The sequence below is a fragment of the Longimicrobium sp. genome, assembly GCF_036399255.1.
Lineage (GTDB): Bacteria > Gemmatimonadota > Gemmatimonadetes > Longimicrobiales > Longimicrobiaceae > Longimicrobium.
This window is the reverse complement of record NZ_DASWNM010000172.1, coordinates 1-21,506: the sequence shown is the minus strand read 5'-3', so window position 1 is coordinate 21,506 and position 21,506 is coordinate 1. Positions and strand designations below refer to the sequence as shown.

General features: G+C 68.9%; 18 protein-coding genes. 12 read left to right on the top strand and 6 right to left on the bottom strand.

Features of this window, described 5'->3' with window-relative positions; translation table 11 throughout:
• Positions 1-384 precede the first annotated feature (384 nt).
• Positions 385-1,236, bottom strand: a complete 852-nt coding sequence (locus tag VGC13_RS32435) for a formate/nitrite transporter family protein (RefSeq protein WP_331129510.1) — start codon at positions 1,234-1,236, stop codon at positions 385-387.
• 155 nt (positions 1,237-1,391) lie between these two features.
• On the opposite strand from VGC13_RS32435, the gene VGC13_RS32430 reads away from it, so the two are divergent.
• From VGC13_RS32430 to VGC13_RS32420, 3 genes are all read left to right on the top strand, one after another.
• Positions 1,392-1,643, top strand: coding sequence for a hypothetical protein (locus tag VGC13_RS32430; protein WP_331129509.1), 252 nt, complete (start codon positions 1,392-1,394; stop codon positions 1,641-1,643).
• A 237-nt stretch (positions 1,644-1,880) separates the two neighbouring features.
• Complete coding sequence (locus VGC13_RS32425) at positions 1,881-2,876, top strand: C39 family peptidase (RefSeq protein ID WP_331129508.1); 996 nt, start codon at positions 1,881-1,883, stop codon at positions 2,874-2,876.
• 299 nt (positions 2,877-3,175) lie between these two features.
• Positions 3,176-3,391, top strand: a complete 216-nt coding sequence (locus VGC13_RS32420; RefSeq protein WP_331129507.1) for a hypothetical protein — start codon at positions 3,176-3,178, stop codon at positions 3,389-3,391.
• Positions 3,392-3,760: 369 nt separating this feature from the next.
• On the opposite strand, the gene VGC13_RS32415 is transcribed toward VGC13_RS32420, so the two are convergent.
• A complete protein-coding gene (locus VGC13_RS32415) occupies positions 3,761-5,074 on the bottom strand; it encodes a glycoside hydrolase family 10 protein (protein ID WP_331129506.1) in 1,314 nt (437 codons plus the stop codon).
• Between the two features lie 278 nt (positions 5,075-5,352).
• Between VGC13_RS32415 and msrB the strand changes: the two genes are divergently transcribed.
• From msrB to cspE, 3 genes are all read left to right on the top strand, one after another.
• Complete coding sequence (msrB, locus tag VGC13_RS32410; RefSeq protein ID WP_331129511.1) at positions 5,353-5,772, top strand: peptide-methionine (R)-S-oxide reductase MsrB; 420 nt, start codon at positions 5,353-5,355, stop codon at positions 5,770-5,772.
• 310 nt (positions 5,773-6,082) lie between these two features.
• Positions 6,083-8,137, top strand: coding sequence for an SDR family oxidoreductase (locus VGC13_RS32405; protein WP_331129505.1), 2,055 nt, complete (start codon positions 6,083-6,085; stop codon positions 8,135-8,137).
• Positions 8,138-8,803: 666 nt separating this feature from the next.
• On the top strand, positions 8,804-9,013 hold the full coding sequence (gene cspE / locus VGC13_RS32400; protein ID WP_331129504.1) for a transcription antiterminator/RNA stability regulator CspE: 210 nt from the start codon (positions 8,804-8,806) through the stop codon (positions 9,011-9,013).
• A 247-nt stretch (positions 9,014-9,260) separates the two neighbouring features.
• Here cspE and VGC13_RS32395 read toward each other — a convergent pair whose 3' ends face one another.
• From VGC13_RS32395 to VGC13_RS32385, 3 genes are all read right to left on the bottom strand, one after another.
• Positions 9,261-9,521 (bottom strand): hypothetical protein, encoded by a 261-nt coding sequence (locus VGC13_RS32395; protein ID WP_331129503.1) that lies wholly within the window; start codon positions 9,519-9,521, stop codon positions 9,261-9,263.
• Between the two features lie 49 nt (positions 9,522-9,570).
• Positions 9,571-9,792, bottom strand: a complete 222-nt coding sequence (gene infA / locus VGC13_RS32390; protein WP_331129502.1) for a translation initiation factor IF-1 — start codon at positions 9,790-9,792, stop codon at positions 9,571-9,573.
• A 388-nt stretch (positions 9,793-10,180) separates the two neighbouring features.
• Complete coding sequence (locus VGC13_RS32385) at positions 10,181-10,732, bottom strand: hypothetical protein (protein WP_331129501.1); 552 nt, start codon at positions 10,730-10,732, stop codon at positions 10,181-10,183.
• 267 nt (positions 10,733-10,999) lie between these two features.
• Here VGC13_RS32385 and dnaE point away from each other — a divergent pair, with 267 nt between their 5' ends.
• The 4 genes from dnaE to VGC13_RS32365 all read left to right on the top strand — a co-directional run bounded on the left by dnaE (position 11,000) and on the right by VGC13_RS32365 (position 18,756).
• A complete protein-coding gene (gene dnaE / locus VGC13_RS32380; protein ID WP_331129500.1) occupies positions 11,000-14,686 on the top strand; it encodes a DNA polymerase III subunit alpha in 3,687 nt (1,228 codons plus the stop codon).
• Positions 14,687-15,208: 522 nt separating this feature from the next.
• Entirely contained in the window at positions 15,209-16,177 is a 969-nt protein-coding gene (locus tag VGC13_RS32375; protein WP_331129499.1) for an acetyl-CoA carboxylase carboxyltransferase subunit alpha, read from the top strand.
• 78 nt (positions 16,178-16,255) lie between these two features.
• The gene (locus VGC13_RS32370) at positions 16,256-17,230 is read left to right on the top strand and encodes a regulatory iron-sulfur-containing complex subunit RicT (protein WP_331129498.1); all 975 of its coding nucleotides are present in this window, start codon (positions 16,256-16,258) and stop codon (positions 17,228-17,230) included.
• Entirely contained in the window at positions 17,227-18,756 is a 1,530-nt protein-coding gene (locus tag VGC13_RS32365; RefSeq protein ID WP_331129497.1) for a class I tRNA ligase family protein, read from the top strand. The genes VGC13_RS32370 and VGC13_RS32365 overlap by 4 nt, the downstream gene beginning before the upstream one ends.
• Positions 18,757-19,107: 351 nt before the next feature.
• Here the strand turns inward: VGC13_RS32365 and VGC13_RS32360 are convergent, their stop codons facing one another.
• A complete protein-coding gene (locus VGC13_RS32360; RefSeq protein WP_331129496.1) occupies positions 19,108-19,728 on the bottom strand; it encodes a CGNR zinc finger domain-containing protein in 621 nt (206 codons plus the stop codon).
• A gap of 207 nt (positions 19,729-19,935) precedes the next feature.
• On the opposite strand from VGC13_RS32360, the gene VGC13_RS32355 reads away from it, so the two are divergent.
• On the top strand, positions 19,936-20,877 hold the full coding sequence (locus VGC13_RS32355) for an EamA family transporter (protein ID WP_331129495.1): 942 nt from the start codon (positions 19,936-19,938) through the stop codon (positions 20,875-20,877).
• Positions 20,874-21,182, top strand: a complete 309-nt coding sequence (locus VGC13_RS32350; RefSeq protein WP_331129494.1) for an antibiotic biosynthesis monooxygenase family protein — start codon at positions 20,874-20,876, stop codon at positions 21,180-21,182. Before VGC13_RS32355 ends, VGC13_RS32350 begins: the two co-directional genes overlap by 4 nt.
• Positions 21,183-21,506 lie beyond the last annotated feature (324 nt).

The window sequence follows — 21,506 nt, the reverse complement described above, 5'->3', positions numbered from 1 at the left end:
GGGCCAGTGCCGGAGCGGTGCGGCGGGGCACCAGCAGCAGACAGTAGATTTCTCAGTCGGCGCGCCGGATTTCGTGCGAGCCGATGGTGCGGTGTGGCGCCTCCTTCGAAATGACATACGGGCGCGAGCGCAGGGATTCTTGAACACCCTCTGAGGGAGGCGCCGCGCTGACCCCGCCTGACGCGCCGATGCCAACGCGCGCAGGCCGTTGTGTAGGTCCTAGTCCTCACCGGGCTCCCCCGGCTTCAACGCGACGAAGGACAGATTCGTTGCCGCCGGCCACGACGGACGGCCTCGGAGGCTGCCTGTACGAGCAGGTGAAGCCCCGCCCTGGGGAGCTCCGCGATCCCTGGGCGGGGCTTGTGGCCGTTCCCGCCCCGGGCTTTAGCCCGGGGTGCCGCGGGCGCCGGACACGGCCTGCGCGTGGTTGAGCGCGGCGACGAGGCCGGTGCCGCCCAGCACGTTGCCGATGAGCGCGGGGAGGATGAAGCCACCCAGCGCCTCGTCCCACCCCTGCTCGCCCAGCGCCGACAGGTAGAACGCCTCGACCGCGCCGGCGATCACGTGCGACAGGTGCGCGGCGCCCACCAGCCAGGTGATGATCAGGATCACCCACAGGTGCGCGGTCTTGGCGGCGGGAATCATCCACAGCATCAGCGCGATCAGCCACCCGGCAAAGATGCCGCGCAGCAGCGTGAGCCCGAAGTCCGGCTCCATCGCCTTGCGCGACAGCTCGGTGAACGAGTGCCGCAGCTCGGCGCTGAACACCTCGGTGCGAGCGGCCACCAGCGCAAAGACCAGCGCGCCCACCAGGTTGGCGGCCAGCACCACCGCCCACACCCGCGCCACGTTGCGGAACGTCTTTCCGTCGCGGCGCGCCAGCAGCGGCGCCACCACGCGCAGCGTGTTCTCGGTGAACAGCTGCTGGCTTCCCAGGATCACGATCAAAAATCCCACGCTGTAGCCCAGGCTGCTGACCAGCGGGCGCCACGGCGCATCGGGAAGCCCGTGGTGCAGAACGCCCTGCGCCACCAGCGAAAAGCCCATCCCCAGCCCCGCCGCCAGCCCCGACCAGGCCAGCGCGCTGTTGGACCGCTCCAGCTCGCGCTCGCCCTCCAGCCGGATGACCTCGTGCGTGGTCTTTGCGTCCAGCGACTGCTCTTCCTGGGCGTTCTTCCGCTCGTCTTCGTCCAGATCCGGCGCGTGGCCGGGGCGGTCTTCGCGGGTCTCGCTCAAAGGATAGGGCTCCGTGGCGGGGGATGCCTCTCAGGAGCCGCCACCGCGGCGCAAGAGCAGGGCCGGAATCGCGTCAATCGAGGTCACGAGCCGCCCGCCGCCCTCCATCCACCGCACTCCATCCCGCCGCCGATCCCACGAACCCGCGCGGGTGGATGATCGGGAGAAACGCCCGCACCGCTTTACATCCCTCCGTGCAACTGCACCACAAACTGTCGATTGTGGGCTCCGCGTCGATGTCGATGGTTTCTGTCCGCACCCGATTGCCTTCGCCTGCACTCCCGGAACACGCGAAATCGATCCGCGGCGGACGAAAGGGCGTTTCTTTCCTGATCGTCGGCAATCTCCGAGAAACGGCCAGGGTGGATGACCTGCCGGAGCGGGATCGAATTCTCCCCTCTCCGTGAGGAACGAACGGGGAGGGGCCGGGGGAGGGGCACCCCGGCGGACGCAGTTCGATTCCGTTCGCCGAGCCTCAACCCGTCGCCCACGTAACCCGTTTCACACGCATCCGTTACATCCGAACGTGGGCGCGCAAGGGCGTATAGGGTGCTGATTCTCCCCTCCCCGGCGCCCGCATCCGGTACGAAAATTCCGGTTTTCCTTTTCCGCCTATCTCTCTCTTCCCAAACCTCCGAGGCACCATGACGAATCCAGGCACACACGCCGGGCTGGACGAGGACGCGCGCATCCCCCGCAGGCGCCGCACGCCGCGACGCGGACGGCTTTCGTGCGTGGCGGCGCTGGCGGCAATGCTTGCGCTGGGCGCCTGCGACGCGGGCACCGGCCTGACCGGCGCACCGAACGCCGCATCGCTGACCCTGGCCGGCACCGCGACGCTGGCGTGGGTGAGCCCCACCGGCACCACGGCCACCAACCCGGTCACCTTCCGCGCGGACGCCACCAGCGACATCGTCACCATCAAGTACTTCGCGGACGGCACGTACCTGCTGGGCAGCAGCACCGACCGGGCGAACAACTTTCCCGTGACGTACAAGTTCAGCGGCGTGGGGGTGCGGCGCATCTACGTGCGCGGCTACAACTCGGCGGGGACGCAGGTGGCGGGGGCGTTCAAGGACTTCACCATCCGCGACCTGATCGCCAACGTGCCGTACTTCTTTCAGTACGCCAACACGTACGAGCCCGGCGCCACCTGCGCCAACACCACCATGGCCATGCTGCTGAAGTACTACGGGGCCAACTACACGCCCGACCAGATCTACACCGAGTTCCGCAAGCAGTCACAGGACGAGTTCAAGTTCGACACGATCTTCAACCGCCTTGCCGCGCGCGCGGGCCTCAAGCAGCGCATCCGCGTGCACATGGAAACGGGGTCCGTGGCGCAGATGGAGGCGGAGCTGAACAAGCAGCGGCCCGTCATCATCCACGGAAAGTTCACCAGCTCGGGCCACGTGATGCTGCTGATCGGCAACGACGGGACGAACTACACGATGAACGATCCGGCGGGCGTGTGGGGGCAGCAGCTGTGCAACGGCGCGGGATACGGCGGATCGGGCGGCGCGGGGGTGCGGTACGGGCGGTTCATCGTGGGCAAGGCGATCACCACGCCCTGGCAGGGCAACTGCACCTACTTCGACCCAAACACCGTGCGCTATCACGAGACGTACCTGGTGCCGTGACGGTGAACGGGTGAACGGGTGAACGGGTGAACGGAAGGGCCGCTCCCCGAGGGGAGCCGGCCTTTCGGTGAGGCGGTACGGGAGCGCACCATCGGCGCGGTTTATTTTCGCCCCGCAGCTCTTGGCGGCGCAGAAATCCACCGTTTGCCAGACGTATCCGCCGGGCAACTCCGCACATCGCACAATCACATATTTAGTCGTAAAGGATTGCCTTATCCCGGCGGTCTTCGCAATTTGGATTGGATGTCTTGCCTCCCGGGAACGCCGGATCCACCACCAGTGCACAAGGACGATGAACAATGAGCCACTCCCGCAGCCTCGTTTCTGTGCTGGGCGCCGCGATGTTCGCCGGTGCGGTCAGCTTTGGTGCCGTGCAGGCGTTCGCCTCGCCGTCGGCGCCCGCATCCGTGGGGAGCTGTGACCTGATGGCGTGCTACCAGGGATGTGTGGCACGGTACGGTGAGGGCGTCCAGGCCCGCTGCACCACGTGGGGCGGGTGCCAGTGCATTCTGTAGCCGCGCACTGACCCACGATGTAACCCCCAAGCCCCCGGACATCGCTCTTTGTCCGGGGGCTTTGCCGTGCCCGTTCACGACGAAGGTGATGCAGATCGGGCACGGCGCTTCTCGGATTCCGGAGATGCGATCGATCCGCATTTTCCGAACGGAAGAGCCGTGCCCGCAAGTGCCTCAGCCGCAGTCAGATGCAGGGAAAAGAAAGAGCCTCACACAGAGTTAGCAGAGTCCACAGAGGACGCCTGACTCTGTGGACTCTGTTACCTCTGTGTGAGGCCTTCTTTTACTTCGCCGGCATCCACGCGGAGCGCCCGGGAACGGCTGGAGCAAACTCCGTTGACTCCGTTGACTCCGTGTGAGGCGTATCCGTTACTCCAGCCAGTTCATCCGCGGCGGAACGGCGGGCTCGCGGAAGACGCCGTCGCCCAGGAAGCCGAAGGCGTTCAGCTCCGCCAGCGAGCTGTAGAAGTAGAACGAAAATCCGTTCACGCCACGCTGGCGGCCGATGCGCACCTGCCGCGCCATCTCGTCGCGCCCCAGCCCGGCGAGCACGCCCGCGTACACGTGGCGGCCGCTGGGGCGCATTCCCGCGACGTGGTCCGCCACCATGCAGTCCCAGTCCGGGTTGGGATCCTGCCCGGGGCGGCGGGGCCGGTATGAGCACCGCTCGTCCGCCACGTAGAAGTAGGTCATGGGCACGGCGACGTCCAGGTATCCACCCTGCGCCCATCCCCACGTGTCCTGAAAGAATTGCGCGATGCCGCTGGACGACGCCGTCCAGCCGAAGCGCGTGCGGTCGTAGATGGGCCACACCGCGGCCGAGAGCGGCACCTTGCGCACCGCGTGGATGCTGTCGTGCGTCTCGCGCACCATGCGGCTTACCAGGTCGCGGCGGAACTGCGACCAGTCGCGCGGGTTCGCCGCGGGGTCGCGCCCGAACTGGGCCAGCGCCGCGCGGTCCCAGCCGAACTCCGCGCCGGGGTAGCGGATGCGGTCCAGGTGAATGCCGTCCACCGGGTACCGCCGCACGATGTCGGCCGCCACGCGGGCCAGGTGCGTGCGCACGCCTGCGTGCGCGGGAGACAGGTAGACGTATTCCTCGCCGTTGGGGCAGGCCATGGGGCGGCCGGCGCGCGTGTGCATGGCCCACTCGGGATGGTCCACCAGCACGTGGTTGGGCTGCCCCGGCGCGCTGGGCCGCAGCCCCCGGCAGGTGGCGCCGTTGTTCGATTCCCAGCCGCTGAGCCCGTTGATCCACGCGTGCAGCTGCAGCCCGCGCGCGTGCGCCTCGCGCACCGCCACTTCCAGCGGGTCCCACGAAGGCACGCCGCCCAGCCGGTCGCACAGCCGCGGCGAGCACGGGTCCAGCCGCGACGGATAGCGCGCGTCCCACGGCCCGCGCACCTGGAAGTAGACGATGTTGAAGTTGGCGCGCTTCGCGTTCTGCATCACCTGCCGGATGGTGGCCGCGCTGCCGTAGTCCCAGCGGTTCACCCACAGCGCGCGCCCCTCCTGCATGGGCTGCGCGGCCGGCGGCGGCGCGGCAAAGGCGGGGGCGATGAGCTGCGGCGCGGCGAGCGGGTCCGCCCCGGCGGGCGGGCGCAGCGCGGCGCCCGCCACGGCGCCGCCGATCAGCAGCACCGGCGCGGAGGCCAGCAGGACGCGGGCGATTTTCTGGTTCATGCGCAGAAGCGTGCGGCCGGGCCCGGGTGGGGCGCGGCGGTATGGTCGTCCAGGGGTCCGCCGGGCGGACGTGTGCGTGGGAACACCCTACTAGCCAAACCGGCACCGTCAGGTTCCATGCCTCCGCGCCCTGCAGGCCGCGCCGGTCGCCGTGGCCAAGGCATCCGGGCGGTTCACGACTTGCGGCGGGCGCCGATATGGAGGCCCCGGGCAGCGCATCGCGGCGTTGCGCACCGGAATGCGGCCTGGACGAACGCCAGGAGATCGAGGTGACCAGGATGGAGAAGCTGCGGCTGAGCGACGATGAATGGCGGAAGCGGCTTTCGCCCGACGAGTTCCGCGTACTGCGGCAGCACGGCACCGAGGCGCCGTGGGGCGGGTGCTTCCTGGGGACCAAAGAGCCGGGCACCTACGTGTGCGCGGGCTGCGGCAACCCGCTCTTCAAGTCCGGCGAGAAGTTCGAGTCCGGCACCGGCTGGCCCTCGTTCACGCAGCCCGTTTCCGGTGACGCGGTGAGCGAGTACGAGGACCGCACCTACGGGATGACGCGGACGGAGGTTCGCTGTGCGCGGTGCGAAGGCCACCTGGGCCACGTCTTTCCCGACGGCCCCCCGCCGACGGGGCTGCGCTACTGCATCAACTCGGTCAGCATGAAGCACGTGCCCGAGGGGGCGCCCATCCCGCTCGTCGAGGCGTAGGCGCTCCCGCCCGATCGTCCCCGTCTCACGCGCTTGCCACGACGGCCGCGCATGGACTCCGGGTCCGTGCGCGGCCGCGTGTTTCCTCCCGCCCGCTGGTCGTGCCGGACCCGGCACCACGCCTGCCCCCTCCCATCCGCCGCTTCGGCCATCGCAGGCACGCCGTACGGTGCCAGCGACGAGCCCGTGCGCGTCGTTCCCGCCGTCCTTCCGCACCGCATCGTGTACAGCCTGCGTCCAATCTTTCGGCGCGCGGCTTGCGACGGGGGTGCGCCTCGACGAACGGAACGAGGGCCATGGAGGAGCAAGGATGAAAGTGGAGCTGAAGCCGCTGGACCAGCAGGTGATCGTCATTACGGGCGCCGACAGCGGGATCGGGCTGGCGACCGCGCGCGAGGCGGCCCGGCGCGGCGCGGCCGTGGTGCTGAACTCGCGCAACGCGCAGGCGCTGGCCCAGATCGGGGAAGAGCTGGGCACGGCGGGGGCGCGGGTGGCGTGGCACGCGGGCGACGTGGCGGACCCCGTGGCCATGCAGGCGCTGGCGCAGGTGGCCGTGGACGCCTTCGGCCGCATCGACACGTGGGTGAACAACGCGGGCGTCACCATCTACGGCGAGATCGAGCACACGCCGCTGGAGGACGTGCGGCGGCTGTTCGACACCAACTACTTCGGCGTGGTCAACGGCTCGCTGGCCGCGCTGACGCACCTGCGCGTGCGCGGCGGCGCGCTCATCAACGTGGGCAGCGTGCTTTCCGGCGTCGCCATCCCGCTGCAGGGGCACTACGCCGCCAGCAAGCACGCCGTCAAGGGGTTCACCGACTCGCTGCGGCTGGAGCTGGAGCACCGCCTGGTGCCCATCGCGGTGACGCTCATCCGCCCCGCGGCCATCGACACGCCGTACACGGAGCACGCGCACAGCCACATGGCCGACGCGGATCCCAACGTGCCGCCGCCGGTCTACGCGCCGGGCGTGGTGGCGCGCGCCATCCTGGACTGCGCCGTGCGCCCGCAGCGCGAGGTGCTGGTGGGCGGCGCGGCCAAGCAGATGCAGATGCTGCGCAACGCCCCCGGCACGCTGTACGACCGGTACGCCGAGACCGCCGTGTGGGACCAGCAGCGCGCCCCGCTGGGCACCAAGCGCCGCAACGACGCGCTGTACACGCCCTCCGTCTCGGGCCGCGAGCGCGGCGACTACGACGGCCACGTGATGCGCACCAGCGCGTACACGCACACCGCGCAGCACCCCCTGCAGTCGCTGCTGACCGTGGGGCTGATCGGCGCCGGCGCGTACCTGCTTTCCCGCAGCGGATTGGTGGGGCGGATGGACCAGGAGGTGCGCGCCCGCTTCATGGGCGGCGACGCGGACGGCGAGGCGGATTCCACGATGGCCCGCGCCGACCGCGACATGCGCCACGTGCTGCGGCACCTGGAGGAGCTGGGGCCGGAGCCGATCGAGACGCTGACGCCGGCGGAGGCGCGCATGCAGCCGACACCCGCCGACGCGGTGAAGGCGATGCTGCGCAAGCACGGCAAGACGCCCGCGCCGCTGCCGGTGGCCGCCGTCGTCGATCGCACCATCCCCGGCCCCGGCGGCGAGATCCCCATCCGCGTCTATGCGCCGCACGGCACCGGGCCCTTTCCGGTGATCGTCTACACGCACGGCGGCGGCTGGGTGATCGCCACCAACGACACCTACGACAGTTCCGCGCGCGCCCTGTGCGACGCGGTGAACGCCATCGTGGTGAGCGTGGAGTACCGCAAGGCGCCGGAGCACCGCTTTCCCGCGGCGCACCAGGACGCGTTGGCGGCCTACCACTGGGTGCTGCAGAACGCCGCCGAGCTGGGCGGCGACCCGGACCGCGTGGCGGTGGCGGGCGAGAGCGCGGGCGGCAACCTGGCCGTCAGCATCGCCCTGCTGGCGCGCGACAACGGGCTGCCGCTTCCCGCGCACGTGCTGGCCGTGTACCCCATCGCCGACGGGCACACCGATTCGCCGTCGTACGTGGAGAACGCGGACGCCAGGCCGCTCAACCGGCCGATGATGCAGTGGTTCTTCAGCCACTACCTGCGCACGCCGGCCGACGCGGACAACCCGCTGATCTCGCTGGTGCGCGCCGACCTGCACGGCCTGCCGCCGACGACGATCATCACCGCCGAGATCGACCCGCTGCGGTCCGACGGCGAGCGGCTGGCGGCGGCGCTGCGCGCGGCCGGCGTGGAGGTGGACTACCACACCCACGACGGCGTGACGCACGAGTTCTTCGGGATGGCGATGGTGGTCTCCGACGCCGCCAAAGCCCTCAAGCAGGCCGCCGCCGGCCTCAAGCGCGGCCTCGCCGAGCGGTCGATGGCGGGCGTGCGCTGAGGCGGGGCGGGGGGCACTCGCCGACATGGATCGAACTGCGTCGGAGAGTGGCCCCCTCTCCCGGCCTCTCCCCCGCAAACAGCGCGGGAGAGAGGTGACGCGCCCGACAGCCCGTGGAGCGCGATCGAATTCACCCCTCTCCCCTCTCCCCGAGGAACGAGCGGGGGGCCGGGGGAGGGGGGCCGCCTCGGGCGCAGTTCGGCCCGGGTTTGGCGAGCCGGTGGATGTGATGTCGATCATGATTTCCGCGCGATCCAGGGCGATGGGGATCACGCGGAGGAAAAGATGAGTCGCTCTGTTCCTCCGCGAAGATCGTTCGCGTTACAAACGTTCTCACAGTGGCCGACCAGCCTCTTTCCACCTGGTGGCGTGACCGAACGGAGGTCGCCGCCGCGGGTCGGGCGGCGGGCGTATCTCGTCAGGCTTGACAGTCCGGGGCCGGGAGTGTACATTTGGTCTTGCGAACAAACCGCGGGGCGAAAATCCAGCGGTACACCAGAGTGCAAGAGGACCTGGGACGCTTTCGCTTCCTGGTCCTTTTTTGTTTTCCGGTGGTTTGCAAACGCCCGCGCACGGGGGGTGATCAGCCCGCGCAATGTTGACGATCGTTGGTCGGATGTCCCGTACCTCGAGAGTCGGACAACACAGTTTCAGGAGAGTACGGAAATGGCTACGACCGGCACCGTCAAGTGGTTCAACGACAGCAAGGGCTTCGGCTTCATCACCCCCGAGGACGGCAGCAAGGATTGCTTCGTCCACCACTCGGCCATCCAGGGCAGCGGCTTCAAGTCGCTCTCCGAGGGTGAGCGCGTGGAGTTCGAGGTGGTGCAGGGCCAGAAGGGCCCCGCAGCCGAGAACGTCGTGCGCCTGGGCTAATCGCCCGGACGTCCACATGACGGCGGGGCCGCTCCACTTCGGTGGGGCGGCCCCGTTTCTTTGTAGTACCTAGTACCTAGTACCTAGTGCCTAGGATCAAGTGCTCAGGATCAAGTGCCCAGAAGGCCACCTCTCGGCACTAGGCACTAGGCACTAGGCACTGGGCACTGGGCACTGGGCACCAGAAAGCGAGCGGGCCGCCCTGAAGATCAGGACGGCCCCGCGTCGTCTAACACCTCGCCGACCGTCAGGCAGCGGCGACCAGCACGTTGCTCGCGGCCGCAAAGAACGGACGCGCGCCTTCGGCGGAAAGCCGGATCTCCAGCAGGCGGCTGCCGTCGCTGGTCTTGCCCAGCACGGCAACCACAACCCCCTCGCCACCCGTGCAGTAAACGGTGTCGCCCACCTTGAAGGCGCGCTCGTTGGCCGACACCCATCCCGGGTGGTCTCCCGCGGTCACGAACAGGTCGTCGTCGCGAATCCGCTTGGTGCTGTTGCCCATTGCCATGGGGGTACTCCTTCAGCTGGGGGTGAGATCGGGGCTCGTTTCCGGGAGCTCAGCTCTTGTGACGGTACGTGATGCGGCCGCGCGTAAGGTCGTACGGCGACAGCGAAAGCGTCACCCGGTCACCCACCATCACGCGAATCTTGAACTTGGTCATCTTTCCCGCGCCGTAGGCGAGCACCACGTGCCCGTTTTCCAGCTCCACGCGGTACTTGCGGTCCGGGAGCACCTCGGTTACGTGCCCATCCACCACGATTCCTTCTTCCTTTGCCAAGCTCCTCCCCTTCTGCACCCGGTGCGTTCAGTGAATCGACACCCGCGGCGCCACGTCGCTGGCGGACGGACCCCGGGGCACTACAGACGCTTGTATACCGCGCCAGCCCCATTCGGTTCCCCGGGCGAACCACGGATGGCCGGCGGGAACGACAGGCATCATACCGAATCCGCGAAACAACACCTTCATGGGGTACAGAGGAACAGAGTCAGACAGAGGAAGCGAGCTGAAATATCATCCCGATTCCTCTGTCTGACTCTGTTCCTCTGTACGATCATTCTTTTTCAGGATCTGGTCTCACGCAGAGTCAGCAGAGGAAGAGGAAAACGACTCTGTTGACTCTGCTGACTCTGTGTGAGGCAATACGGTCTGGCACCGGGGCCGGCTGCTACGGGCAGGGGAGCTTGCGCTGCTCCTCGACGAAACGGACGGGGCGCTTGTCGGCGGGAATGCGCACCAGGTCGCGGGGCCACACCTGCGCGGTGGGCTCGGCGCACCCGTCCTGCCGCGAGGTGCGGCGCAGCACCACCAGCACCGAATCGCCCACCACGCCGCTTCCCCGCACGACGATGCTGTCCGCGGGCGACCCGCGCTTGCCCATGGCGGCCAGCACGATCATCTCGCGCGACCAGTCGAAGCCGGCGGGCAGCTGCGGGCGCGGGCAGCCGGCGGCGAACCCATACTCCCAGAACCCGTTCCACTCGGCGTCCATCCGGAACACCTTGCGCGTGGACGCCGGCTGGCACGCCGACCGCCCCGGCGCCGGCATGGCGATGCGCGCGTCCGCCGCGATCGCCGTCACGCCCGCGGGAAGCGGCGATGCCTCGGGCTCCTTCTCACCGCCGCAGGCGGCCAGCGCCAGCAGCAGGGCCGCGGCAAAGGAGGGCCAGGCGGAGCGGCGTCGCGCGGGGAGGCGGCGTTCGCGGGGGGAGGCGTGCATCGGCGGACTTTCCGGTCGCAGGGGGTGGTGGATCGGACGGGCGCCGCAGATTACGGCCTGACGTCTGGCGAATCAACCGCGGCGTCTTTGGCGGACCTCCGCGCCGCGCCTGAAGAACCTCCGTTCACCTTCCCCTGCGGGCCCCGCGGCCCCATATTCCGAGCCAGCCAGCCCACCTGCGCGGCGCGGGCGCGACCCTGCCGCAAGTCGTTGGGTATCAAGCAGTTTCAGAGCCGCTTCGCCATCCTTTCGGGAGTTCCCGGGCCCATGTCGTTCGTTCACCTGCACTGCCATTCCGAGTACTCGCTGCTGGACGGCGCAAACCGGATCGGCGACCTCATCAAGCGCGCCAAGGACTTCGAGCAGCCCGCCCTGGCGCTGACCGACCACGGGTGCATGTTCGGCGCGTGGGTCTTCCAGGAAGCGGCCAAAAAGGCCGGCATCAAGCCCATCGTCGGCATGGAGGCGTACGTCGCGCCCAACAGCCGGCACGAGAAGACCAAGGCCAAGGGCGAAAAGGGCTACTACCACCTGGTGCTGCTCGCCCGCGACCACCAGGGCTACAAGAACCTCAGCAAGCTGACGTCGATCGGCTATACGGAGGGGTTCTACGGCAAGCCGCGCATCGACCGCGAGGTGCTGGAGCGGCACGGCGAGGGCTTGATCGTGACCAGCGCCTGCCTGGCGGGCGAGATCGCGCAGCACCTGATGGAGGACCGCTGGGACCAGGCCCGCGAGGCGGTGGCGTGGCACCAGGAAACGTTCCGCGACCGGTACTACCTGGAGGTGCAGGGGCACGACAGCCCGGGGCAGGAAGAGCTCAACCGCCGCATCTTCCGGCTGGCCGAGGAGATGAGCGTGCCCGTCATCGCCAGCAACGACGCGCACTTCCTGAAGGCCGACGACCACCAGGCGCACGACGTTCTCCTGTGCATCGGCTTGGGCAAGGACTTCAGCGACCCCAACCGCATGAAGTACGACGGGCAGCTGTACTTCAAGAACCACCAGGAGATGGCGGAGCGCTTTCCCGGCCGGCCCGACGTGCTCGAGAACACGCTGCGCATCGCCGACGAGTGCAACTGGAGCTACCCCAAGGGCTACCACGTCCCCGCGTTTCCGGTGGCGGAAGAAGGCTTCGTCACCGAAGACGAGATGCTGAGCGCGTGGGTGTGGAAGGGCGCGCTGAAGCACTACGCGCCCAGGGGAACGCCGGAGGATACCGATCCGAAGACGGTCCTGCCCACGGAGATCATCGAGCGGGTGGAGTACGAGCTGGGCGTCATCACCTCGCTGAAGTACTCCGGCTACTTCCTGATCACGGCCGACTTCATCCGCTGGGCGCGCAACCACGACATTCCCGTGGGGCCGGGCCGCGGCTCGGCGGCGGGGAGCATCGTGGCGTACTGCATGGGGATCACCGACTGCTGCCCCATCAAGTTCGACCTGCTGTTCGAGCGCTTTCTGAACCCCGAGCGCGTGTCCATGCCCGACGTGGACGTGGACTTCTGCTTCGAGCGGCGCGGCGAGGTCATCGAGTACGTGCGCGAAAAGTACGGGCGCGACGCGGTGGGGCAGATCATCACCTTCGGGACGATGAAGAGCCGCGCGGTGATCAAGGACGTGGGCCGCACCCTCGGCTTTCTTCCCGCGGAAACGGACCGGCTGGCCAAGCTGATCCCCAACGGCCCCGCCCACTCGCTGACGGTGGCCGAGGCCATCCGCGACATCCCGGACATCAAGGAGCTGTACGAAAAAGAAGACCGCTACCGCCAGCTGCTGGACTACTCGTCCACGCTGGAGGGGCTGTCGCGCCACTCGTCGGTGCACGCCGCCGGGGTGGTGATCGCGCCGGGGCCGCTGGACGAGTACGTGCCCATCTGCACCCAGAGCACCAAGGGGTCCGGGGGCAACGGCGAGAGCATCATCGTGACCCAGTACGACATGACCTGCCTTGAAAAGGCGGGCATGCTGAAGATGGACTTCCTGGGGCTCAAGACGCTCACGGTGATCTACGACACCGTGGCCGACATCCGCCGCCGCTACGGGGCGCTCAAGCACCCGAAGACGGGCGAGGTCTACGAGCGGGCGGAGGACATTCCGCTGGACGATCCGGAGCCGTACGCCATGATGGCCCGCGGCGGCACGGCGGGCGTGTTCCAGTTCGAATCTCCGCTGGCCACGGAAAAGATCCGCCAGATGAAGGCGGACCGCTTCGATGACCTGATCGCCGCCAACGCGCTGCTGCGCCCCGGCCCCCTGGACATGGGGATGGACATGGTGTTCATCCGCCGCAAGCTGGGGCAGGAGCCGGTAAAGTACCCGTTTCCCGAGCTGGAGACGGTGCTGGAGCCCACGCAGGGCGTGATCGTGTACCAGGAGCAGGTGATGCGTATCGTCCAGATCCTGGGCGGCCTCTCCCTGGCCGAGGCGGACGTGCTGCGCAAGGCGGTGGGCAAGAAGGACGCGGACCTGATCGCCAAGGAACTGGGCAAGTTCGTCGACAAGGCGGTGGAGAAGGGGTACCCGCGCCAGCAGATCAAGGACCTGGCCGACCAGATCGAGGCGTTCGGCAGGTATGGATTCAACAAGTCGCACAGTGCCGCGTACTCGCTGGTGGCGTACCAGACGGCGTGGCTCAAGTGCTACTATCCCGCCGAGTTCATGGCGGCGCTGATGTCGTCGGTGGTCGACAAGATCGACGACGTGGTGGCGTACATCGCGCAGTGCCGCGAGATGGGGCGCTTTCTGCCGCGCGTGGGCCGCGAGGGGATCGAGGTGCTGCCCCCGCACGTGAACGAGTCCAACTGGAAGTTCACGGTGGTGGGCGAGGGCGTGGGGCAGATCCGCTTCGGGCTGGGCGCCATCCGCGGGGTGGGCGAAGGCGCGGTGCGCAGCATCATCGCGGCGCGGCTGGCGGAGGGGCCGTTCAAGAGCATGTTCGACCTGCTGAGCCGCATCGACCTGCGGCTGTGCAACAAGCGGGTGCTCGAGGCGCTGATCTGTGCGGGCGCGCTGGACGGCTTCGACGAGGACGGCGGCCGCAACCAGCTGCTGGCCGGCCTGGACGCGGCGTTCGCCAACGCGCAGATGATCCAGAAGGAGCGCGAGAGCGCGCAGGACAGCTTTTTCGACATGCTGCTGGGCGGCGGCGACGCGGCGCAGGCGGCGCTGGTGCAGGCGCCGCCGCTCCCCAGGGTGGAGAAGTGGACCGAGAGCGAGCGGCTGGCGCGCGAAAAGGAGATCCTGGGCTTTTTCATCAGCGGCCACCCGCTGAACCGCTACCGCGAGGACGTGGCGCTGTACGAGGGCCGGACGAACACGCAGACGCTCAAGTCGCAGAAGGACGCCAAGATCGAGCTGGCGTGCGTGGTGACGGAAGCGGCGCGGCAGATCAGCAAGAAGGACGGCTCGGAGTGGGGGCGCATCACGGTGGAAGACTTCCACGGAACGGCCACGGTGCTTGCGTTTGGCGAATCGTGGGCTAAATACAAGGACGTGCTCAAGCAGGACGCCCCCGTCCTGATCCGCGGCGCGGTGAGCAACCGCGACCGCGACGAGGAAGATCCGCCGGTGTTTCTGGACGGCGCGGTCGCGCTGAGCGAGATTCGCAACGGCGGCGACGTGGGGGTGCAGATCGAGATCGGCTCTGACGGGCCGGCGCCGGACGCACTGGCGGCCGCGAAGGGGATCCTGGCGGAGCACGCCGGGCCCGGGCACCTGCTGGTGGTGTGGCGCAACGGCGGGACGGAGCAGACCAAGCTGAAGTCGAAGACGGTGAAGGTGGCGCCGCGCGACGAGCTGCTGGCGGCCCTGCGCGACGCGCTGGGCGCCGAGCGCGTAAGCCTGCACCGCGACGAGCGTCCGCTGGTGACCGTGCAGCGCGAGCAGTTTCCGCGGCGCGGCGGGCGGGGCGGTGGCGGAGGTGGCGGCGGGTACACGCCGCCGGAGGAGTAGGCGGAGCCCTCGCCGCCGGGGCTGACGGTACTGCGCGTCGAAGAGCGCGGTGCGCCCCCTCCCTCGCTTAGGCTCGCACCTCCCCCAAAAACCCTGGGGGAGGTTGGGTTGCCGAGGGGTTGGAGCGCTTCGGCTGGAGCCTTGTCGAAGCGCGTCACCTCTCCCCCAGGGGTTTTGGGGGAGAGGCCGGGAGAGGGGGCGCCCGGCGGACGCAGTGAGGATTCGGCGCCGACGCCTGAGCGCTTCGGCTGGAACCTTGTCGAAGCGCGTCACCTCTCCCCCAGGGTTTTTTGGGGGAGAGGCCGGGAGAGGGGGCGCCCGGCGGACGCAGCTCGATTTCCCTCGAAGCGGGGGTCGAATTCTCCCCTCTCCGCGAGGAACGAGCGGGGAGGGGCCCCCGCGGACGCAGTGAGGATTCGGCCGGGACGATCGGAATCTTTCGGTCACGTCTTTGGCAGTCATCGACACAACGTGCCTCGCCTGGAGCAGGCGGGACCAGCGAGGCCTGAACGGACACACGATTTGGCCACACAAGTAGCCCACCTGGACTTCGAGCGCGCCATCGCCGACGTGGAGGAGCAGATCAACGCCCTTCGCACGCTGGCCCGCGAGCGCGGCCTGGACGTGAGCAGCGAGGTCGTGGCGCTGGAGCGCAAGCTCGACGACCTGAAGCAGGACACGTTCGCCAACCTGTCCCCCATCGAGCGCGTGCAGGTGGCCCGCCACCCCAAGCGCCCGTACTCGATGGACTACCTGGAGATGGTGTTCACCGACTTCGTGGAGCTGCACGGCGACCGGCAGTACCGCGACGACGAGGCCATCGTGGGGGGGTGGGCGCGGCTGGACGGCGAGCCGGTGATGGTGATTGGCCACCAGAAGGGGCGCGACATGAAGGAGAACGTGCTGCGCAACTTTGGCATGCCGCACCCCGAGGGCTACCGCAAAGCGTTGCGATTGATGAAATTGGCGGACAAGTTCCACCGTCCGCTCATTACCCTGATCGACACCATGGGCGCCTACCCGGGCCTTGGCGCGGAGGAGCGCGGCCAGGGCGAGGCCATTGCCCGCAACCTGCGCGAGATGGCGGCGCTGGGCACGCCGTCGGTGGCGGTGGTCATCGGCGAGGGCGGATCGGGCGGCGCGCTGGCCATCGGGGTGGCCGACCGGGTGCTGATGCTGGAGAACAGCATCTACTCGGTGATCAGCCCCGAGGGGTGCGCGGCGATCCTGTGGAAGGACGCGGCCCACCGCGACAAGGCCGCCCAGGCCATGAAGATCACGGCGGGCGACCTGAAGGGGCTGGGGGTGATCGACGAAGTGATCACCGAGCCGGCGGGCGGCGCCCACGGCAACTGGGAAGAAACGGCGGCGGCGCTCAAGGAGGCGCTGGTGCGGCACGTGGGCGAGCTTCGCCTGCTTTCGCGCGACGCGCTGCGGCGCGCCCGCTGGGACAAGTACATGGGCATGGGGCAGGTGCGCGCGGCGCGCTGACCCCGGGAGCCCCCCTGATTTCTTAACGAGCATGCCGCCTGCGGCCCTGCCGCGGCGTGCGCATAGATGGAGGGACCCATGGGTCTCGAACTGCCGGTCTTTCAGCCCGTTCCGTCCGTCGAGGAACAAGCGTTCCTCGTGGAGGTGGGCTTCAAGGGAATGCGGAAGGGGTTCTATACCAGCACGGACGTGTCACTGCGGGTGAACGACTGGGTGCTGGTGGAGGTGGACCGCGGCCGCGATGTGGGCCGGATCCGGTCGCTGGGCGGCGTGGCGCAGAAGAAGTGCGGCGGCGGCGAGGCGCACGGCGTCATCCTGCGCCTGGCCGACGAGGAAGAGGTGCGCCAGGCGTACGCGGCCCGCGCCGACGAGGAGCGGGTGCGCCGCAAGACGCGCGAGATGGTGGAGCAGCACCAGCTGAAGATGAAGGTGAGCGACGCCGAGTGGCAGTGGGACCGGAACAAGCTCACCATCTACTTTACGGCCGAGCGGCGGGTGGACTTTCGCCAACTGGTGCGCGACCTGGCCCGCAGCTTTCGCACGCGCATCGAGCTCAAGCAGATCGGGGTGCGCGACGAGGCGGCGCAGCTGGGCGGCGTGGGGCGCTGCGGCCGGCAGCTGTGCTGCGCCACCTGGCTGCGCGAGATCAAGCCGATCTCGCTGCAGCTGGCCAAGGACCAGAGCCTGTCGCTGAACCCGCAGCAGATCAGCGGCACCTGCGGCCGGCTGATGTGCTGCCTGACGTACGAGCACGACGCCTACCTGGCCGCCCGCAAGCGCTTTCCCCGCGAGGGAAAGACGATCCGCACCACGCTGGGGGCGGAGCGGGTGGTGAGCATCGACATCTGGCGCAACACGGTGACGCTGCAGGACGAGCAGCGGCAGCGGCGCACCATCGACCTGGAGCAGCTGAAGACCGAGACGGTGGCCACGCCGGCCGCGCCGCGCCCGGACGTGGCGGACCGGCCGGTGCGCGCGCCCCTTCCCAACCCCGCGCAGCCGCAGCGCCCTCCGCGCCGGCCGCGCCGACAGCCGGAGCAGAGGCCCGAGTGAGCCGCCGTTTCTACCTGACCACCGCCATCGACTACGCCAACGGCGACCCGCACCACGGGCACGCCTACGAAAAGATCGGCGCCGACGCCATCGCGCGGTACCACCGGCTGGTGGGCGACGAGGTGCGCTTCTGCATGGGGATGGACGAGCACGGGCAGAAGGTGGCGCAGACGGCGGCGGCGCAGGGCATCACCCCCCAGCAGCTGGTGGACGACCTGGCGGCGCGCTTCGAGGGGCTGTGGAAGCGGCTGAACGTGAGCAACGACCGCTGGGTGCGGACGACGGACGAGCACCACAGGCGGGGCGTGCGGGCGCTCATCGACCGCATCTTCGAGCGCAACCCCGACGACTTCTACGAAAAGGCGTACGAGGGGTGGTACTGCGTGGGGTGCGAGCTGTTCAAGAAGGACAACGAGATCCAGGACGGCCACTGCGTGCTGCACCCCACCCGGGAGCTGCAGTGGACGGAGGAGCGCAACTGGTTCTTTCGCCTGACGCGCTACCAGGACTTTCTTCGCGCGCACTTCGAGGCCAACCCGGACTTCCTCCTCCCGGAGTCGCGCCGCAACGAGATGCTGGCGCTGCTGGACGGCGGGCTGGAGGACATCTCGGTCTCTCGCGCGCGGCTGGCGTGGGCCATCCCCTTTCGCCCCACGTCGGACGGGGTGGAGCAGGGGACCTGGGTGTGGTTCGACGCGCTGCCCAACTACCTGACGGACACGGGGTTCCCGGACGGCGACTGGCAGGCGTGGTGGCCGGCGCAGATGCACGTGGTGGGCAAGGACATCATCCGCCTGCACGCCATCATCTGGCCGGCGATGCTGCAGTCCGCGGGGCTGCCGCTGCCGCAGCGGGTGTGGGGGCACGGGTTCGTGCTGCTGGGCGGCGAGCGCTTCAGCAAGTCGTCGGGGGTGGGGCTGGACCTGGGCGAGGCGGTGGACCGCTTTGGCGCCGACGCGTTCCGCTACTTCCTCCTTCGCGAGGTGCCGTGGGACAGCGACGGCAACTTCAGCTGGGAGCGGTTCACGGAGCGGTACACGTCGGAGCTGGCCAACGGGCTGGGCAACCTGGCCAGCCGGTCTACGTCGATGCTGGCCAAGTACCGCGACGGCGTGGTGCCCGCGTCGCCGGTGCAGCGGGACGAGGCGGTGGCGCGCGCGGTGGAGGTCTATCGCGCGGCGATGGACGCCAACCTGCTGCACCAGGGCGCGGAGGCGGCGTACGAGGTGGTGCGCGTGGCCAACGGGCTGGTGGCCGAGAAGCAGCCGTGGTCCATCGCCAAGGACCCGTCGCGCGCGGACGAGCTGGACGGGATCCTGGCGACGATGGTGCGCTACCTGGCCACGGCGGCGGTGCTCCTGTCGCCCTTCATGCCGCAGAAGACGGCGGAGCTGTGGGAGCGCCTGGGCTCCGGCCGCGATGGCATGCCCTCGCTGGACGAACTGGCGACGCTGGACGTGTCGGGGTGGAAGACCAGCGCTGGCGGCATCCTGTTCCCGCGGCCGGAGGTCGCGGCGGCGGCGTGAGGGAAAGAAGTGCGGAAGTGCGGAAGTGCGGAGGCCCGGCGTGGATGCCGGGCCTCTTCGCGTTTGCGGCGGGTTCCCAGCACCGGTGGCTAAAGACACGAGCGGCTAAAGCCGCACGCTAGAAAGGCCATAAGCCCCGTCTCGGCTCGCTTGCGCTCGCCGAACGGGGCTTCACCTTCATGGGCGCTACGCGCAAACGGGGGGTGTCGGCCGACGACTCCATGTCATTCCGAAGGAGCGCCACGTGGAGCCAACCCCGCGGACAGACCCGGCGCGCGACTGAGGAATCTAGCGTCGGATGCTCGTGACCAGCCGTCGTGCCGTCCTCTATCGGCTCATGGGTGCGTCACGTCATCCCGCACCGCCTTTTGCGCGGCGGTAGTGGCGGCGGGCCTTGGCGCGGTTGCCGCAGGACTGCATGTCGCACCAGCGGCGGCTGCGGTTGCGGCTGGTATCCATGTACAGCCAGTCGCAGTTCTCGCCGCAGCACCGGCCCACGCGCCGCAGATCGCCGGACACCAGCAACTCGGCCGCATCCCGCACCACCGGCCACAGCACGCGTTCCAGCTGGGTCCCCTCCTCCAGGTTCCACACGAACTCGCCGCCCTCCGCCCGTACGCGCAGGTGGGCCATCGCGCTCGCCAGCTCCCGGTTGAGCACGGCGAGGTCCGCCTCGTCCGCCGCGGCGTCCGGGCGCGCGGCGGTGAAGAGGCGGTACAGGGCGTCGCGAAGCTCCCGGGCGCGAGAGAGCACGTCCGCGGCGCACGCGGGGTCGGCGTCCGCGGCGGCAAAGAGGGACGCGGCGGAGGGCTCGTCCATCATCTCCACGCGCAGCGACCACCACACCAGGTCGGCGTAGGCGTTCAGCTTTTCGTCGATGCGCGTGTCCTGCGTATCGACCGTGTTCACGAAGTCCAGGCAAAGCCGACCGCCAAGCAGCTTGAGCGTCGCGTGCGGATTGTCGCCGATCATCATCCGGTCCCATGCATGCAGGTCATCTAACCTATAAAATTACTCTTGACGGGTTAGATGTCCATCCTTATCATCGTTCCTAACCACCAAAACGTGATTTGGTGGATACAATTTGCGGGATGGAGGGGGGACGATGCACTCGGAAGAAGCTGGCCGGCAGGGGGCGGACGATCTCCGCTCGGGGGGATTTCGCGCGGAGGCGGAGGCGTGAGCCGGGGGAGGGCGCTGCGGCTGGGCGCGTACGCATCCACCTGGCTCATCTGGGGATCGACGTACCTGGCGATCGCGTGGGGGGTAAAGACGGTGCCGCCGTTTCTGCTGGTGGCGCTGCGCTCGCTGGCGGCGGGGATCATCCTGGTGGCGTGGGCCCGGCTGCGCGGGCACCAGGCGCCCACGCGCGCGCAGTGGCGGGCCGCCGCGGCCACCGGCGCGATGTTCTTTCTGATCGGCCACGGGGGCCTGTTCTGGGCGGAGCAGCGGGTCGCGAGCGGGATCGCGGCGCTGATGATCGCCACCGAGCACTTCTGGATCGTGCTGCTTACCTGGGCGCTGCCGGGCGGCAAAGCGCCGTCGCGCCGCGCGCTGCTGGGCGTCGCCATCGGCCTGGGCGGCGTGGCGGTGCTCACGCTGAGCGGCGGAGGCGAGGGGGGATTGGACCTGGTCGGCATCGTGGTGCTGCTGGTCGCGGCCGGGGCGTGGGGGGCGGGTTCCATCTACTTCCAGGGCGAGCGGAGGCCGAGCTCCGGCGCATACGCCGCGGGGATGCCGCTGGTGGCCGGCGGGGTGATGCTGATGATCGCCTCCGCCGCCATGGGCGAGACGGCGCGCGTGCGGGCGGCGGACTTTACGCCCCTGGCCGTCGGCTCGCTGCTGTACCTGATCATCTTTGGCTCCGTGGTCGCGTTCAGCGCGTTCACCTGGCTGGTGAACACGGAAGGGCCCAGCCGCGCCGCCAGCTACGTGTACATCAACCCCTTCGTGGCCGTGATCCTGGGCTGGGCGCTGGCCGGCGAGGCGCTCACGCCGCGGATGCTGGCGGCAGGCGCGGCCATCGTCCTGGCCGTCATCCTGATCGTCCGCGGCTCGCCGTCCGACGTGCGCGCAGCCGCGCCCGCGGGACTGCGCCGCCTTGCGGAGCGCGAAGCATGATCGCCCGCGTGTGGCGCGGCTGGACGCGCGCGGAGGACGCGGACCGCTACCTGGACTACCTGCGGCGTACGGGGCTGCCCGACGCACGCGCCACGCCCGGCAACCGCGGGGTGCAGATCCAGCGGCGCGTGGCGGAGGACCGCGCGGAGTTCGTCTTTACCTCGTTCTGGGATTCGATGGAGGCCGTCCGCGGCTTCGCGGGCGACGACGTGCACCGCGCGCGGTACTACCCGGAAGACCGGGAGATGCTGATCGCGCTGCCGCCCGACATCGACCACTTCGACGTGGTGGCGGACGAGCGGTGAGGCGGGCACCGGCAACAGATGATTCTCACGCAGAGGCCACAGAGGCCACAGAGGGAAAACTCCTCTGTGGCCTCTGGTGCGTCAGGCTAAGCCTGACCTTTCTTGTGAACTGAAAGGAGTTCACCATGTGAAATGCCTGTGACACATGTAGCCGAGCAGGCGGGGTAACCGGGTAACCGGAGCTCTGAAGCACCTGTGAGGCGCACGGTGCGAGCCGTAGCGAAAGCGAACCCGGTTCAGCCTCGTTACGCTACCGAGAGCGGCCAGCCTTTCAGAGATGGTGAAGCCAGTACTGGCGGGGAAGACACAGGCATGTGCACCCGT